The organism is Corynebacterium sp. H113 (assembly GCF_037572315.1).
Classification (GTDB): domain Bacteria; phylum Actinomycetota; class Actinomycetes; order Mycobacteriales; family Mycobacteriaceae; genus Corynebacterium.
Window position 1 is genome coordinate 261,059 of record NZ_JBBHKZ010000002.1, and the last position, 16,997, is coordinate 278,055.

At 56.6% G+C, this 16,997-nt stretch carries 11 protein-coding genes; 5 read left to right on the top strand and 6 right to left on the bottom strand.

The window, feature by feature from the left end; genetic code table 11:
* Positions 1-93: 93 nt before the first annotated feature.
* The 3 genes from WG938_RS02440 to WG938_RS02450 form a co-directional block, all read right to left on the bottom strand.
* Positions 94-1,413 carry an O-acetylhomoserine/O-acetylserine sulfhydrylase gene (locus WG938_RS02440; protein WP_339977177.1) on the bottom strand — a complete coding sequence of 440 codons (1,320 nt, stop codon included), beginning with the start codon at positions 1,411-1,413 and terminating at the stop codon, positions 94-96.
* A gap of 442 nt (positions 1,414-1,855) precedes the next feature.
* Positions 1,856-4,078 (bottom strand): NADP-dependent isocitrate dehydrogenase, encoded by a 2,223-nt coding sequence (locus tag WG938_RS02445; protein WP_339977179.1) that lies wholly within the window; start codon positions 4,076-4,078, stop codon positions 1,856-1,858.
* A 408-nt stretch (positions 4,079-4,486) separates the two neighbouring features.
* Positions 4,487-6,013, bottom strand: a complete 1,527-nt coding sequence (locus tag WG938_RS02450) for a hypothetical protein (RefSeq protein ID WP_339977181.1) — start codon at positions 6,011-6,013, stop codon at positions 4,487-4,489.
* A gap of 293 nt (positions 6,014-6,306) precedes the next feature.
* Between WG938_RS02450 and WG938_RS02455 the strand changes: the two genes are divergently transcribed.
* Both WG938_RS02455 and WG938_RS02460 read left to right on the top strand, forming a co-directional pair.
* Complete coding sequence (locus tag WG938_RS02455) at positions 6,307-7,587, top strand: MFS transporter (protein WP_339977183.1); 1,281 nt, start codon at positions 6,307-6,309, stop codon at positions 7,585-7,587.
* A 15-nt stretch (positions 7,588-7,602) separates the two neighbouring features.
* The gene (locus WG938_RS02460) at positions 7,603-8,550 is read left to right on the top strand and encodes an exodeoxyribonuclease III (protein ID WP_339977185.1); all 948 of its coding nucleotides are present in this window, start codon (positions 7,603-7,605) and stop codon (positions 8,548-8,550) included.
* Here the strand turns inward: WG938_RS02460 and WG938_RS02465 are convergent.
* Complete coding sequence (locus tag WG938_RS02465) at positions 8,531-11,296, bottom strand: DUF6541 family protein (RefSeq protein WP_339977187.1); 2,766 nt, start codon at positions 11,294-11,296, stop codon at positions 8,531-8,533. The genes WG938_RS02460 and WG938_RS02465 overlap by 20 nt on opposite strands.
* Positions 11,297-11,399: 103 nt before the next feature.
* A complete protein-coding gene (locus tag WG938_RS02470) occupies positions 11,400-12,323 on the bottom strand; it encodes an N-acetylmuramoyl-L-alanine amidase (RefSeq protein ID WP_339977189.1) in 924 nt (307 codons plus the stop codon).
* Positions 12,324-12,520: 197 nt separating this feature from the next.
* On the opposite strand from WG938_RS02470, the gene WG938_RS02475 reads away from it, so the two are divergent.
* The 3 genes from WG938_RS02475 (at position 12,521) to WG938_RS02485 (ending at position 15,342) form a co-directional block, all read left to right on the top strand.
* Positions 12,521-13,129 carry a hypothetical protein gene (locus WG938_RS02475; RefSeq protein WP_339977191.1) on the top strand — a complete coding sequence of 203 codons (609 nt, stop codon included), beginning with the start codon at positions 12,521-12,523 and terminating at the stop codon, positions 13,127-13,129.
* An 85-nt stretch (positions 13,130-13,214) separates the two neighbouring features.
* Positions 13,215-14,294 carry a tryptophan--tRNA ligase gene (trpS, locus tag WG938_RS02480; RefSeq protein ID WP_445292890.1) on the top strand — a complete coding sequence of 360 codons (1,080 nt, stop codon included), beginning with the start codon at positions 13,215-13,217 and terminating at the stop codon, positions 14,292-14,294.
* A 22-nt stretch (positions 14,295-14,316) separates the two neighbouring features.
* Entirely contained in the window at positions 14,317-15,342 is a 1,026-nt protein-coding gene (locus WG938_RS02485) for a YhjD/YihY/BrkB family envelope integrity protein (protein WP_339977195.1), read from the top strand.
* Between the two features lie 12 nt (positions 15,343-15,354).
* Here WG938_RS02485 and WG938_RS02490 read toward each other — a convergent pair whose 3' ends face one another.
* Complete coding sequence (locus WG938_RS02490; RefSeq protein ID WP_339977197.1) at positions 15,355-16,797, bottom strand: D-alanyl-D-alanine carboxypeptidase family protein; 1,443 nt, start codon at positions 16,795-16,797, stop codon at positions 15,355-15,357.
* Between the last annotated feature and the right edge of the window lie 200 nt (positions 16,798-16,997).

The following is a 16,997-nucleotide window of genomic DNA, read 5'->3' on the forward strand; positions in this document are numbered from 1 at the left end:
AGACGTCTGCCGACCACAGTAGTACCTGTGATCGACTCAACGGAGAGAAGGTTCGGTTTGGCTGCTGAAACCGTACAGCGGTGGACGAGGAAGCTAGACCGCGTCGAACGCGGCGGTGAGGTCCGCGATGATGTCATCGGCCTTTTCGATACCCACAGCAAGGCGGACTGTCGCTTGTGAAATGCCCGCGCGGGTCAGGCCGTGCTCATCCGACTGAGAGTGTGTGGTGGTAGCTGGATGAATAACGAGGGAACGAACATCACCAATGTTGGCGACGTTAGAGTGCAGCTTCAGCGCATCAATGAATGCCCACGCTTCGTCACGACCGGCGTCGGCAAGATCGAAACTGATCACAGCGCCTGCGCCAGCCAACCCCAGCTTCTCCTTTGTTGCGTGCCATGGGGAAGACGGCAGTCCCGCGTAGTTCACCTTCGCGACGCGATCATGCGATTCCAAGAACTCCGCTACCTTTTGTGCGTTTTCGGTATGGCGCTCGATTCGCAAAGCCAACGTGTCCAGGCCCTGAGCCAAAACCCATGCGTTGAACGGCGCAGGAGCGGCACCAGTGTCACGCAGGATGCCCGCTCGCGCACGAAGCGCGAAAGCAGGCGCTCCAAGGTCAGCGAAACGAAGTCCGTGGTAGGCATCATCTGGCTCTGTGAAGTTCACGTGAATGTCCTTGCCGTTGCGCTGCTGCGTCCAGTCGAACGAGCCACCATCGACAATGACACCGCCCAACGCTGAGCCATTTCCGGTCAAATACTTCGTTGTCGACGACACCACCACATCCGCACCCAGCTCCAGAGGGCGCAACAGAACTGGCGTTGCGACGGTGTTGTCCACAATCAACGGCACACTATTGCGATGTGCTACCTCGGCAATCGTCGGAACGTCGAGGATGTCTGCCTGGGGATTGGCAATGGACTCGGCGTAGAAGCCCACAGTGTTGTCTTGGACCGCTGCCTGCCACGATTCGGGGTCATCTGGATTGTCGACGAAGGTCGTCGTAATGCCGAGGCGAGGAAGCGTGACTTTGAAAAGCGTCTCCGTGCCACCGTACAAACGTGGAGAAGCCACGATGTGATCGCCGGCGCGAGCCAAAGATAGCAGCGCTGCTGTTTCAGCCGCCTGGCCAGAAGCGAACAGCACTGCTGCAACTCCACCTTCAAGGTTGGCGAGGCGCTGCTCGACGGCGTCGACAGTTGGGTTGGTAAGTCGAGAGTAAATCGGACCGGCATCCGAAAGGTTGAAGCGGTTAGCAGCGTGCTCTGCGCTGTCGAACACGTAGGACGACGTGTTGTAAATGGGCAAATTGCGCGCGCTGGTCTGCGCGTCAGGGGAGAAACCCGCGTGGATGGCGCGGGTGTCGATGCCCCAGTTGTCGGTGTTGGAGTTGTCGTACTTGGTGCTCATGGAATTTGTTCCTTGCAAAGTGTGAATCGTCAGTGCTCGATGAAGGATCATCGAGTTCGTCTTTAATTAATCCGGATTCTCTTAGTGAATGCCGGTGAGAAGAACATTAATGAACCAAGCTGTCTATTGCAAGCGGTGCTTGAAGTGGCTGGTCGAAGGGTTTTATGGTGGGGGATTGCGGCAGGGTGGATTCCGTAACAGTCCAAGCGGTATGTGGTGTGTGGCTTCTGACGGCTGGGCAGGCTTCACCCGCGACTTATGACCGAGTTGGCAACATTCTGGGCCGAAAAACCAGCTGAAATGTTGCTGCCAAGGTCATAAGTGGACGAATGAGGGCATGGCACTGAAGCAAAAGAAAAAACCGCTGTGACCCACATGGGGTCACAGCGGCAATGCCAGCAAAAGCTACAAAGCTTTTATGGCGACTATCGCGTGCGAGTGCTTACTTGCGCAGGGCGTCGATGATCTCGTTGAACTCTGCGGAAGGACGCATCACTGCGGAGGTCTTCTCGTTGTCTGGGAGGAAGTAGCCACCCAGGTCTGCAGGGGAGCCCTGGCACTCGATGAGTGCAGCTGCGATGGACTCTTCCTTCTCTGCCAGTGCCTTAGCAACTGGGGCGAAGGTTTCCTTCAGCTCAGCGTTGTCGTCCTGTGCTGCCAGTTCCTGTGCCCAGTACAGAGCCAGGTAGAAGTGGGAACCGCGGTTGTCGATCTCGCCAGCCTTACGGGATGGGGACTTGCCCTCATCCAGCAGGGTAGCGGTAGCGCGGTCCAGTGCAGCAGCGATGACATCTGCGCGTGGGTCGTCGTCGTGAGCAGCTGCGTAGCGCAGGGACTCTGCCAGTGCCAGGAATTCGCCCAGGGAATCCCAGCGGAGGTGGTTCTCTTCGAGAACCTGCTCGACGTGCTTAGGTGCGGAACCACCAGCGCCGGTCTCGAAGAGGCCGCCACCTGCCATCAAAGGAACCACGGACAGCATCTTTGCAGAGGTGCCCAGCTCCATGATTGGGAACAGGTCGGTCAGGAAGTCACGCAGGACGTTGCCGGTCACCGAAATGGTGTTCTTGCCCTCGCGGATACGGTCCACGGACAGCTGGGTAGCGGCCACTGGATCCATGATGCGGATGTCGAGGCCCTCGGTGTCGTGGTCCTTCAGGTATTCCTCAACCTTGGCGATCAGGTTCGCATCGTGGGCACGAGCTGGGTCGAGCCAGAACACTGCTGGGTCGCCGGTTGCGCGTGCGCGGTTCACAGCGAGCTTTACCCAGTCGCGGATTGGTGCATCCTTGGTCTGGCAGGAGCGCCAGATGTCGCCCTCTGCAACGTGGTGCTCGATGAGGACGTCGCCCTTGGAGTTGACGACCTGCATGACACCATCAGTTGGGATCTGGAAAGTCTTGTCGTGGGAGCCGTACTCCTCGGCCTTCTGAGCCATCAAGCCAACGTTTGGTACAGAGCCCATGGTTGCTGGGTCGTATGCGCCGTTTTCACGGCAGTCGTCGATGACCGTCTGGTAAACGCCTGCGTAGGAGGAGTCTGGAATAACAGCCAGAGTGTCTGCTTCTTCGCCGGATGGGCCCCAGCCCTTGCCGCCATTGCGGATCATTGCTGGCATCGAAGCATCAATGATGACGTCGGAAGGAACGTGCAGGTTGGTGATGCCCTTGTCGGAGTTCACCATGTACAGCGCTGGGCCTTCGGCGAGATCCTTGTCGAAAGCAGCCTTGATTTCTGCTGCAACGGCCTCGTCGAGTTCATTCAAACCGTCCAGGATTGCACCCAGACCATTGTCTGGAGTCAGGTTCGCATCAGTCAGAGTCTGCTCGAACTTAGGGTAAACCGATGGGAAGAATGCCTTGATGACCTCACCGAAGATCAGTGGGTCAGAGACCTTCATCATGGTTGCCTTCATGTGCACGGAGAACAGGATGTTCTCGCGCTTCGCGCGGTGGATCTGTGCGCGCAGGAAGTTCGACAGAATGTGGACGTTAATGCCGGTGCCGTCGATGACCTCGCCCTTCAGGACTGGCATGTCCTTCTTCAGGATGATCTCTTCACCAGCGTTGTCAATGAGGCGGTAGGTCAGGGAGTCGTCTGCCTCCATAACAACCGACTTCTCGTTGTGGCGGAAGTCGTTGGAAGACATGGTTGCGACGTTGGTCTTGGAGTCCTTCGACCATTCGCCCATGCGGTGTGGGTGCTTGCGAGCGAAGTTCTTCACTGGCTTTGGAGCACGGCGGTCGGAGTTGCCCTCACGCAGAACTGGGTTCACAGCGGAGCCCTTGACCTTGTCGAACTTGGCGCGGTCAGCCTTCTCCTCGTCGGTTTCAGGCTGTGCGACGTAGTCAGGGATGTCGTAGCCCTTTTCCTGCAGCTCGGCGATTGCGCGCTCGATCTGTGGAACAGAAGCGGAGATGTTAGGAAGCTTGATGATGTTCGCATCAGGCTGCTTCACCATTTCACCCAGTGCAGACAGCTCGTCTGGGATCTGCTGCTCTTCGGTCAGACGCTCAGGGAACTGGGAGAGAATACGGCCAGCGAGCGAGATGTCGCGGGTTTCCACATTGATTCCAGCCTGGCTGGCAAACGCTTCGACGATTGGCTTCAGCGAGTAGGTCGCGAGAAGTGGTGCTTCGTCGGTGCGAGTCCAAATGATTGTCGCCATAGTAGGTAAAACTCCTAATTTCTGCAGGATCTTCGGCAAAATCTCAAAACTGTTGGCTTCCACGATAACCCAAATTGCGGAACAGGCTCGCACAGTGTTAACCCCAAACGAACAACCGTCATTAACTCCGCCACTAAAGTGTGTCCAGGGTCACTCGCGGTGGCCTGCAAAAACAGTGATCTAGCTCAATAGATGAATGTATAAACCTAGATTGACTTGCCCTTACTTTTGGGCGAAAAATCCACTATTTTTCGCTTTGCGACGGCCCACTTGAAGCTTCGTGCTTCGTAGCTACTGTCGGCGTCGAAAAGCAGTGCCGTCACGAGAAATTGCCTAGCCCAAGAAATGACAAAAGACGGGGTATAAACCCCGTCTTTTAGCGTGGTAGCAGGTCAGGTGATCGTGAAACTACTGTCCAAATCCCTGGGAGGAGTTTTTCTGCTGATCCTGCGGGTTCTGGAAGAACTGGCTTGGATCCTGCTGCTGCATCTGCTGTTGTGGCTGCTGGGCCTGTGGGGTAGCAGAGCCAAACTGCTGTGGTGCGACGTTGGCTGGTGCTGGCTGCTGAGAAGGGTCCTTCATCTTGCCCTTGAACCACTGCTGAGTGTCTGGCATGAAACCGAGTGCGACCACTGCGCCGAAGACAAGGACACCCACGATGGCTACCGCGATGTCGAAACCTTCATCAACAAAGATGGCCAAACCGAGGTGCGCCAAAGAAATAACGGCCAGCGCGCCGAAAGTAGCACCGAAAGGAATCGCATACGTTGCATCGCGACCGCGCAGTACTCGCCCCACCCAGTTCATGCAGATAACAATGACGAGCAACGACATCGTCAATGACACTGGCATGGTGGCTGCGGTCAAGACGTCGTCAAAGCCGCTGAAATCCAAGCTGGACGAGCTGCTGGAGCTGCCGTCGTCCAGGAGGAAGCTTCGCACCATGTTGAGCAGCAGGTTGATAGCAGATACCGCGCTGATGCCGGTGAGCAAACCTGCGAGGACCTTCGGGATCATCGGCAGGCGATCGATGAGCTCTTTGTAACCAGGGTTGTCAGAAAGCTCTGGGACATCGATGTAATTTGCTGCTGGCTTTGGAGCCGATGCCGCTTGCATCTGCTGTGCTGGGGCCTGCTGGCTCTGCATCTGCTGATTCTGCATCTGCGATGCCATTGGCTGGTTAAACTGCGACTGTTCCCGGTCAACCTGGTTGTGCATCGGCTGGCTCTGTGACGAAGAGAACGCAGGAGACCCTGTCGACGCGGTCGGCATGCTCGACGCGGACGGCATGTTCGAGGACGATGGCATGTTCGGGGATGCAGACATGGACGAATCAGCCGAATGCTTTGATGTTCCCGCGAGACCAGCGGCACCAGCGACTCCGGCGACACCAGCTGCGCCCGCCATTCCTACAGCGTTGGCAGCGCCAGGGCCGAAGCTCGCGGTCTTTTCGGAGTCCTTGTCGTCTGATGGGGCGGAACCCGAGGACGCGGAATCAGAAACTGAGGGAACAACCTGGGTAGGGGACTCGTTGGCGGAGTCACCCTTCTTTGTGCTGTTCATAACGGTCGTCGAGTCGTCGTCAGGCGAAGACAGCGGAGTCGTCGACTGAGAGTCTGGGACCGAAGGGGTTGCGCCAGGTGTCGGACTCACGTGATTATCACCGAAAGAACCAGTCTGGGCCAACGTACGAAGGCTCGAAATAGTCATATCTGGAGCCGAGTCATCTGCAAGACGGGAGTCGTACTTTTCCCGATTCATTGGGTTCGCCAGAATTGCCATCGCGGCAAGCTGCTCCTGCACGCGGGCATCTTGCTCAGGTACGCCCTGCGAGTGCAGCTGGGTAAGGCGAGAATTCAGCTCCTGGCCGATCTCCTGAGACGTCATGGTCTTGGAAAGATTGAGGTGACTGTAAAAGTCGTAATGATTAGTCAAAGTGAATCCCTGCTGTATTTCGAATCGCAGTAGCCGAACTCACTCCAAGAACGGTCCGACCTGCTTTTGTCTGAGAACTTACGAAGTGCAAACAATCGGAAAACTACCAGAAACCCGCTTAACTATCTCGGTTCACGACGCGGGCTTGGTCGGCGTTATGATTACACGCTTCATGGCGCAATCACTCGTCGCGTAGTGAAGATCATTGGCGCGCCCCACGAGGAACCGCCAGAATTACCTCACTAAGGCATCCCAAGTACATCTGATTTGTACAGCTAGGAGTCATTTTCTTTATGACAACACGACCGGTCACATCCGGAGGCAATAACACGGATAAGCGGTTTAGTCGGAAACCACTGCCACGTCAGGACGACATCACCAACCTGCGGAGGAACTTGGTCATCATTGCCTTGTCCGTAGGCGCGTTTGGTATTGGTGTCACGGAATTCGTAGCCATGGGGCTGCTTCCATATATTGCGGACGATTTCGGGCGGAGCGAAGCGCAGTCAGGAGCTGTGATCTCGATGTACGCACTCGGCGTTGTCGTTGGCGCACCTCTTATTACGGTGCTGACCGGTTCTGTCCCGCGGCGCCGCATGCTGCTGATCCTGATGACAGCCTTCACTATTGGTAACGCAGCGACTGTATGGGCCGGCTCACTCGGATCTTTCGGTGCAGTCATGGTGTCGCGGTTCATTGCTGGTTTTCCTCACGGCGCGTACTTCTCAGTAGCAGCTTTGGTAGCCGCGTCGCTGGCCGCTCCAGGTAAACGAGGACGCGCTGTAGCAATGTCTGGGATGGGCTTGTCCGTTGCGACGGTCGCTGGTGTACCGGCAGCCCAAGCACTGGGGCATCAGTTCGGTTGGCGGGCGGCATTCCTCATGGTTGCGATCATCGGTGTCGCCGCCTTGCTGAGTTTATGGTTCGTGGTTCCGCACATGAATCGCATGCCCAAGACAAGGCCCATCGAGGAGCTTGGTGCACTCGCGACTCCACAGGTGTGGTTCACCGTGGCGATGGGCACCATCGGTTTCGGCGGCATGTTTTGCGTATACACCTACATCACGTGGACCATGACAGAGGTAGCCGGATTCCCTGAGAATCTCATTTGGATTGTGCTCATGGCATACGGCATCGGGATGATCATTGGCACCTACGCTGGTGGCTGGGTCGCAGACCGTGTCGGCGAGTGGGGCATTGTCTGGACTTTTGTCGCAATGATCATTGCTCTCGTGTCCTTCTATTTCACATCACAGAACTCGGTTGCCGCGATCATCAATTTCGGTGTCATCGGTTTCCTTGGTTCCGTCCTCGTACCGAATCTCCAAACTCGTCTGATGGATGTTGCCGGTCGCGCCCAAACTCTTGCTGCTGCGCTCAACCAAGCCGCACTCAATATGGCCAATGCTGGTGGCGCCGCACTGGGTGGTGCTCTCATTGCTGCTGGTCTTGGCTACCGCGCGCCGGCATTGGGAGGTGCAGTGCTCGCACTCGCCGCAATTTTGGTCACCATTCCTGCAATCGCTTTACGACGACGTTCTGATAGGGCACAAACCACGCTCAATGCCCACTAAGTACGCTGGGCAACTATGACCTTTACGATTGCCACTCTTAACGTCAACGGGATCCGCGCAGCTGTGAAAGAACGCAGTGAAACCAATCTCGGCATGATCCCGTGGTTGCGGGACACTTCAGCAGATGTCGTTCTTGTGCAGGAAGTTCGCGCGACAGATGTGCAAGCAACGGCAGCACTTGCTCCTGCCATCGACGATGGATGGCACTGGGTCGGTGCTGAGAACGAGCACTTTAAGGGACGCGCAGGTGTCGGCATTCTTTCCCGAGTGCCGTTGAGCGATGTCCAGGTTGGATTCAACTCTGACGAGTTTGGTGGTTCAGGTCGGTACATTTCGGCGACGGTGTCAGCTGCCGACTCCGGACTTGGCGACGACCTTCGAGTAGCAAGTTTGTACCTTCCAAGCGGATCGTCGAAAAGCGAAAAGCAGGACGAGAAGTACCGCTTCCTCGATGCGTTCGGTCCATACCTGGAGGAGCGCGGACGCGCCGGTGGGCTCGCGGTTGTGGGCGGCGACTGGAATATTTGTCACCGCGAACAAGACCTGAAGAACTGGAAGACGAATCGCACCAAGAGTGGCTTCCTGCCACAGGAGCGTGCGTGGATGGACTCGGTGTTTGGGTGTTGGCCAGATTCGGAACCACAGAGCACACATGTCAATGCGACTGATCGAGAGCGTGCTGCAGGTGCATTCACGGATGGTTCGCAGTGGATGCCACCGGCTCTGAATGAGGATCCAGTGTGGTTCGATGTTATGCGTCGTCTGCATCCAGAGGCCGATGGTCCATGGTCATGGTGGACCTACCGTGGCAAGGCGTTCGATACCGACGCTGGGTGGCGCATCGACTACCAGGCAGCTACGAAGCCGATGCTTGATCGAGCAATCAGCGCACGGGTAGAGAAGCCAGCAGCCTACGATCTGCGCTGGACTGACCACGCACCTGTCATCGTCGAGTACCAGTAGTCGCTGGCGCTGAATTCCGGGGCGCTGTAGTCCGGGGTGCAGCAGCTGGGGCAGTAGATGCTGGTGACCTAACTGCAGGCATCGCGAGGAGTTCAGGGTTTTGGCGCAGCGCCGAGGCAATGCCGTCAGCGATGCCCTTCGCATAGCTGGTGCGGGTCCACTGATCAGAGAGATCGTCGGTCGATCCGGTGGATACGTCTGCAACAACTGGACGTGCATTACCTGCAGCGGACACTTCCCTTGGGTACAGCCCACTAATGAGGTCTGATGGTGCACCGTCTTCCTCGAAAGTGGAAGCGGGACCCAGATTGTGGAAAGTAAGTGCATCGCGCAGGCTTGCGGCTAATTGCCACGTTGGTCGGACACTGTCGATGGTATGAAATGGCACGTCTGTATTAGCCAATATGCCGTGGCCAGTGGGGTAGTGCCCTGAAACGGCGAAACCGCTCGATGGCTTTCCATGCACATCACGGCCAATAGTGACGGTGAGTGCAGCCCCTTGTAGCTGAGCTGACTGCGCGGACTGTGCATTGACAACGCGAGCACCTCGTTTCGTTATCAGGGCCGAAGCGTCCTTCTGAAGTCGAGCCAGCTGCTTGTCGACATCTGCAGTACCCGTCTTTCGCACAACTAACGCGACAGTAGCGTCCCGAAGTGGGTCTTTAAGCTCAGTCGGCGGGGCGACGATCGGCTGGCGTGGTGGTACCCATACTGGGTTCGGCGCGCCGGGCGGATGCGGAGATGACTCCTTGATGGCTTCGAGCTGGGTATCAGTGAAACGCGACGTGACAGCGTATACGGTCGCCGACGTGTTTTGATACACCGGAGTCAACCCGTGCGACCACGTCGCCCAAGAATGAAGCGCTAACAGATTGGAATTTCCCCGCACATCTGGTGGCGCAACGAAGACGTACCGAACATTCAACTTCTGCAGCGCTACATCGACAGGGTTATCCGCATCGGGATTTCCAGGCACACCTCCACCAGCCAAGTCCACATTGTGCAGTGCCTTCTTTGAGTACACCGCCTTGTCTTCCGGCCAGCTGAAATGACGGAACAAGCTTGGCAAACCATGAGTCGCGTACATCAAGCCGGACCCATCGTGCAGATTGTGCAAAATGAGGCCCTCAAACGCATGAGGTTGCTGTGCTAACCAGTCCAGCGCTTCAACATCTGACGGAGGCAACAATTCATCGCCGTCACTGCGTTGCACTGCCTCTCGGTAAAACGCCTCGCTACCCCAGGTGGTCGGTACCAAAGCGAGCGTAGCAACCGTACCGATAGCGAGAACGCCCACAAGCTTGCGTTTCTCTGACGTTGCCGGTGCTGGGGTCTCATCTACTCCACGCAGCTTTTCGACGACCAGCCCCGCTCCACGAACCAGCGCCGCAACAGCAACACCCAATGCCAGCAGACGCAGAATATCCATCGGTGCCTGCAATCGGTATGCCATGTCGTAGTAGAACGAGCCAACGAAACGTATCCATTCGCCCAGCGGATCGGAGTAACGGACCTGCGCATTGTCCGCGATAAACCACATGACGAGAAACGCAATAGTTGGCCATGGAGTCCACGGTCGTCGTCGAAAAGCAAACACCAATAAGCCCAGAATCACCAGAACCAGCAGAATCCAGTTGGTTGGAATTTCGGTGGTGTGAGTGTTAGTTCCGGTGAGCGCCCACCACATGGACTTGCCACGGGAAATATCTGCCTGGCCAGTAAATCCGGCGACTTCTTCGCCGAGGCCAAACGCGGACACCAAGATGGGCAGGATCAGACCTGCCGTCGCGAGACCAGTCAGAGCTAGGCGAAGCGCGGAGCCGAAGCGAGGTCGGCACAGCCACCACAGCGCAGCAAATAATGCCACGGTAATGCCCGAGGCAGGGTGAGTGAGCATCACACCGATAATGGCCAGCACAGCCAGAACGCTGTGGCCACGAATAAGCAACGCAGTAGTTGCGGCGATCGCCGTCACTGACAGTAGGTACGGCATGGATGACGTGGCTAGGAGGGAAACCCACAGCTGCGGGATAGCAAGGGATGCGATAGTTGCTGCGGGAGCTGCGATGATAGCCCATGCGCGGCCAGCGACGACCGTCGTAAGGTAAGCGACGCCAGCGGGTAGAACCACAGCCGGTGCGACAACCGCGAACACATTGGCCTGCGTGAAAACATCACCAGGAAGCAATGACGCCACGGCATGCCAAGCAGAAGGGTAGAAGTCAGGATTCTTCGTCTCCTGATGCATGAGCTCGCCCGCTCGCGTTGGCGACGCGATGCCGGTGTCCGATATGAAACGCAAGAAGTTGTAGTGCCAGTGCATATCCCAGGCTTCTCGCAGAGTTCCCGGACCATCGCTGAGACCTGCAATCCCGCTCAGACCACGGCCAATTCCGATAGCTGTGGTGGCGGTGACAATCGTGGCAAGGAGAATGTGAAACGGGCGGTCAGAAATACGTTGAGCGCGAGATTGCGGTTCTTTCTCAGACCTCAAACGATTGGTGATCGGCACATAGCGGGCGAGCAGGAAGGCTACGGCAACGGCGAATATGGTGGCGGCGATCGCAGTCCACCAGTTGAATGGCAGCTCCAATTCTCCGCAGAGCCAGGCTGCGTAACCGAAAATGCCGATGCTAACGACCGGGGCAGCAGCGATTGACGAATCGGCACGGACTCCTGACGCCAGCCCAACAATCAGGCCGGGGAGCAGAAGTGCGACAATAGCGACGGTAGCGACGAGAACCACGCGAGACACACCATTTCTAGCTCGGAAACGTTATCCGAATAGTACGACTCAGAAGCAGAGTTGCAGTGTCTAACGCGCAGGTCTCAGTTGCCCAACTAGATTTCTAGCTACCTAGCGATGCAGCAACACCTTTGACAATGGCATCGGCAAACGTTGACTGACCATCTGGGGACTGCAATAGAGCGATATCCTCCGAGTCCCGCATATTGCCAAATTCGATGAGCACCTTCGGCTTCGTCGACAAGTTCAGCCCAGTGAGGTCCGCACGGTAGTCGATGCCGTTTTGCCCCAAATAGTTGGAAGGGGTGAGGGAAGCAGCGACAAAAGCATCGCGCAGAGCTGTGGCCAGGGACTCGGATTTGTCAGCTTGATTGCCCGGCAGTGGATCAGCCACGGTGATGATGTGGAAACCGCGATTACCTTCGCCGGCACCATCTGCATGCAAGCTCAACACCACGTCAGCGTTCGACGCATTCTCTTTCTCCGTGCGAACATCAATGCAGTCCGCTTGGCCGGTGTCATCGGGGCGGGACAACGCAACAGTTGCGCCTGCTGCTTCTAGTTTCTTCCGCAGAACTTGAGCCATCTCCCAATTGAACGTGTGCTCGGGCCAGCCATCATTAGCGTTTGTTCCACTGACTTGGCATGGCTTCATTCCGCCCCGCCCGTCCGTCACCTGCGTCATCGGAGTTTGCATCACCGCTGCATGCCCCGGATCAAGGTAAATGGTTCTACCTGAAAGATCTACGTTTCCCATGGGTGTTCGCTTCCGTTCCTGCGAGCGTGACGACGCTCCCGCCCGAGCATCAGTCGCGTCCGATGATGGTTGAGCTGCAGACGGTGTGGGCTGTGGCTCATCGTTGGATGGGGCTTTTTTCGTAATTGTGGCCTGTTCAGCAGGTTGTTGGACATCGCCTCCGGATTCGGCGACATCGCCGATCGTGCAGCCACTGAACAACATGCCAAGACTTAACAGCGATGCAACAAAGGTAATTCGAGTGATTGATGAGCTACGCTGTTTCAACATAGCCCTAGTGTACGTACAGGATGCGGGGACTTCAGTAACTCAGATGACGGTTCAGTGATACCCGGGTTCTTGTGGATAACAATTGCGGTCGTACAATGACATTTATACGGGGTAGGGCTTATCCTGGCTTCTAATTTGGCTCCAGTATCTCACTGGAAGTTTCAATTGCTGGAACGCAAACACGAAGGGGGATCGTAGTGGACGATCGCACACATGGACCCCGCTGGAATGGTCCTGTCGATGGCCCGACGGGAGACCACGATCCGCTACGGCTGCCAGATCTTGGCCGACAGGGCGTCGGTCGCAATAACTTCGACCACGCCAATCTGAGCCAGCCAGACCGTGATGCCGAGCTGGAGCGTGAGTTTCAGGCAATCACGCAGTCGTCAGTCGATTTCGACTCACTAGCGCGCAGTATTCGCGGCGAAGAGCATTCGGTGCGCGTGTGGCCGATTCTCATGTCGGGCATCATTATCGCCCTGATCGTGTTGTCCTTCATTTACCGCTGGGCACCGTGGCTGACCATTGGTCTTGTTGCTTTGCTGGGTGTCGTCGTCGCGGCTGCCTATTTCCAACGCCCGCCAGCTGCACCAGTTGAGCTCACCGCGGGGGAGCGGGATCGCGTAACTCGGGTTTTGGAAGAGCACGGCACCCGTGCTGCAGTTGCCCTTGTTCGGGCTCTGTACCCAACGGAGCCGAATGCCGCAGCTATGCGCGCTGTGCAGCAGCTGGCTGCCCGGATGAAGGCAACTCAGCATTCAGCTGAGCCTTACGACGATAGTCAGAACGGCGACAGCCAAAAATAGTGCGCGTCAAGCAAGCAAGGCGGAAACGTTAGCCCAACGGGACTTTTCGTAGCATGCAGAACTAGACTTGACAGCCATGAACGACATGCAGGATTCCGCAACGGACAACACAGCTTCAACTCCCGGTGGCAATACCGGTGTCGCAGGTACTCGTCGTCAGCGAGTTCTTTCAGGTATTCAGCCAACAGCTGACTCTTACCACCTGGGCAATTACCTTGGAGCAGTTCAACAGTGGATTGGTCTGCAGGACGATTTCGATGCGTATTACTTCATTCCGGATTTGCATGCGATTACTGTGCAGCAGGATCCAAAGGAGTTGCGCAAGCGCACCATTGCCGGTGCTGCACAGCTGATTGCCCTTGGCATTGATCCGGCTAAGTCGGTCCTGTTCGTTCAGTCGCACGTACCAGAGCACGCAGAATTGTCGTGGGTTTTGACTTGCATGACTGGCTTCGGTGAGGCATCGCGCATGACCCAGTTCAAGGACAAGTCGGCGCGTCAAGGTTCGGACCACACCTCGGCTGGTCTGTTTGCTTACCCAATGCTGATGGCTGCAGATATTCTGCTCTACCGCCCACAGCTGGTGCCGGTGGGTGAAGATCAGCGTCAGCACCTGGAACTTACTCGTAACTTGGCGCAGCGTTTCAACCAGCGCTACAAGAAGACTTTTGTTGTGCCTGAGGGCCACATTCTGGATGGTTCTGCAAAGATCTACGACTTGCAAGAGCCAACATCCAAGATGAGTAAATCGGGTGCGAACCCGAAGGGCATTGTTAACCTTCTCGACGACCCCAAGGTGTCTGCAAAGCGCATCAAGTCCGCCGTCACTGACAACGACGGTGAGATTCGCTATGACAAGGAAAACAAGCCAGGCGTTTCTAACCTTCTGGTTATCCAGTCCTGTTTGACGGGGAATACCGTCGATGCGATCGTCGAAAAGTACCAGGTTTCTGGTGGCCGTTACGGTGATCTGAAGGCTGACACTGCAGAAGCTCTTGAGGCATTCACCACGCCACTTCGCGCGCGTTACGACGAGCTGATGTCCGACCCCGCTGAATTAGAGAACATTCTTGCGGATGGCGCGGACCGTGCTCGCGAGGTTGCATCGAAGACTTTGGCGCAGGTTTACGACCGGGTTGGATTCCTAAAAGCAGCGCGACGTTAACAACGCGAACTAAAGTGGGGTTATGTCAACTTCCACGAGACCTGATCCGAAGAAGACGGACCACTACGGAATTGAGCGAGTGTCGTCAGATGACCCTGGTCTGATCGACAAGCTCCGTGCCAAGCATGAGTGGTTTGACCACATTATGCGGATGCAGGAGCGTTACTCCGACCAAGGCGGTAATCATTTTGCCGCCGCAGTCACGTATTTTTCGGTCCTGTCGGTGTTCCCACTGTTAATGCTGGTGTTCGCAATTCTCGCGTTTGTTCTGCGCGGGAATGCAGAGTTGCTGGCGCAAGTTCAGTCGTACATTGCGGACAACCTTGATGGCCAGATGGGCGACACAATTAACAAGGTCATCGAGAATTCGATGGAGCAAGCTGGTGGCGTATTCACCATCGGTTTCTTGACCGCACTGTGGTCGGGGCTGGGTTGGATGGGCAACCTCCGCATGAGCGTCACCGCACTGTGGAAGCGCCCCATCATCGCCGAGAACTTCCTTGCCGGTAAGGGACGCGACTTGCTGCGTCTGATTGGCATGATTGTGATGATCGGCCTGACTTTCGCCGTGACCGCAGTGGGTTCCTCCGGACTGACCAAAACATTGATCGAAGCTGTTGGCCTGGGGCATGTTCCTGGCATCGGCGTATTTACCCGAATCGCTGCCATCGCCATCGGTTTGCTCGCCAACTGGCTCCTGTTCTTGTGGATGCTCGCTGAGCTGCCACGTGGCGGCGCTCCGATCAAGTCTGCTGCCAAGGGTGCCGTTATTGGTGCTGTGGGGCTGGAAATCGTGAAGCAGCTCGGTTCGATGTTCTTCTCCAACGCACTGTCCAACCCAGCTGGTGCAGTCTTCGGTCCGATTATCGGTTTGATGGTGATTTTGTTCTTGTTCTGGCGCATCACCATGTACGCCACGGCGTGGACTGCTACAACGCGCGAAGCACTTGCCGACGAAGTCCACGAAGCACCACCACCAGCAGTGATTAATGTGCGTGCGGAGGCCGCTGAGCCAGGGGGAATCGCCCGGTTGCTGCGACGCCACTAGCAACAATGCCGGCTACCGGGGGCGCTTACGCCCCCGGCGACCGCCCATAGTGATCAGGCCGATAATAAGAACTACGCCAAAAGCAGCAACCACTCCCAGAGGAATACCAAAAATTTCCTTTTGGGCAGCTGCTAAGGCGTAGTTTTTTGCTTGCTCAGACTTGTTGGCGTGCTCTTGCTGGTTGCCTTGGGTAGTGTCTGCGTCTCCCGCGGCAGCGTCTGGCGACATGAGGGAATTGATCAGACCGTCTTTGTCTTCGGAGTCTTCATTTGCTGACGGAAGATCCTGCAAATTGCCGACAGAGCTGCCTGGCTTCGTCGCAAAGCCAGCTTCCAACAGGTCTGCGGACTGTTCCCAGGCGCGCTGACCCTCATGGATGTGAGAGTCCAGAATAATTGAGCCGAGGCGACGGCCATTTCGTTCTGCGACTCCCGCGAAGGTGTGGCGGGCATCGTCGGTGAAACCAGTCTTGCCACCGAGCGCACCCTCGAAGTTGGAAGCAAGTAGCTGGTTGTCGTTGGACATGGTGAATCCTTCGATCTCCAGCTCCTTGTTGCCGGGCATTTCAACTTCGCGCGTCTTGCTCAATTCTCGGTACGTGTCGTTGTTGAAGGCAGTCGCATAGAACAACGCCATGTCGAATGCGGACGTTGACTGGCCGGGAGAATCTAACCCCGTCGGGTTACCAATTCGAGTGTCCGTGGCACCGAGTTTGTTGGCGAGAGCATTGACCTTTTTGAGGGTTGCTTCCTCACCGCCAAGCAAACGGGTCAGGACCGAACCGCAGTCGTTGCCTGAGCTCATGAGCAAGCCGAGGAGGAGAGTGCGTACATCGTATTCTGTGCCCTCGACAATGCCGGCACGCGAACCTTCGATGGCAGCGTCCTCGAATGTCGCCTTTGTCTTCTGGTCTAGAGGAAGCTCTTCGATGGCGACCAACGCCAGCAGAACCTTGGCAATCGAGGCTGGGCGGTAGCGACCATGTGGATCCTTCGTCGCAATGACTTCACCGGTCTGCGTATCAAAAACAATCCACGCCGATGCAGTGGTCTTCTCTGGCGGTGTGAACCCCGCTGCAGCGATCAGACCGCAGTCGCTCATCCGCGCACCACCGGCAGGCGTCTTTGGTACTGGCAGTGGCTCTGGGCTTGGCTGTCCTGGCTTGGGGATCTCTGACGTATCCACTGCTGGCGGTGGCGTTACGCGGAAATCGCATCTGGACGTATCGCGGGTCTCTGTCGCCGGACCTTCAGGCTTTTCTTCTTCGGCAGATTTGCCTTCATCGGGTGCATCTTTGCTTGCCGACGACACTGGCGGCCGTGCCTCAACATCGGAGGGTTCACCGACAATATCGGTGGTCGTCGTCAAGTCCTGTGCTGACACAACAGGGGTGGAAGCAAGGAGCATAGCGATAGCCAGGGACGACGCCATGGGAAGTGAAGAGAAGCGATTCATGGTGAAGATAATGATAGCTGTATTAGTTAATTAACTTTGGTTCACCCGGTGTGGGAGTTTTCGCGCAGGGTCGGTGATGAGTCGGCACGATGGTGGTGGCGATTCGGCGCCCGTCAATGAAAGCTGGGTAGGGAAGCCGTGGGATTCCAGTAATGCTTAGGCGCGGGGGTCTACCACGCCTATCGACCAGCTAAATGTCG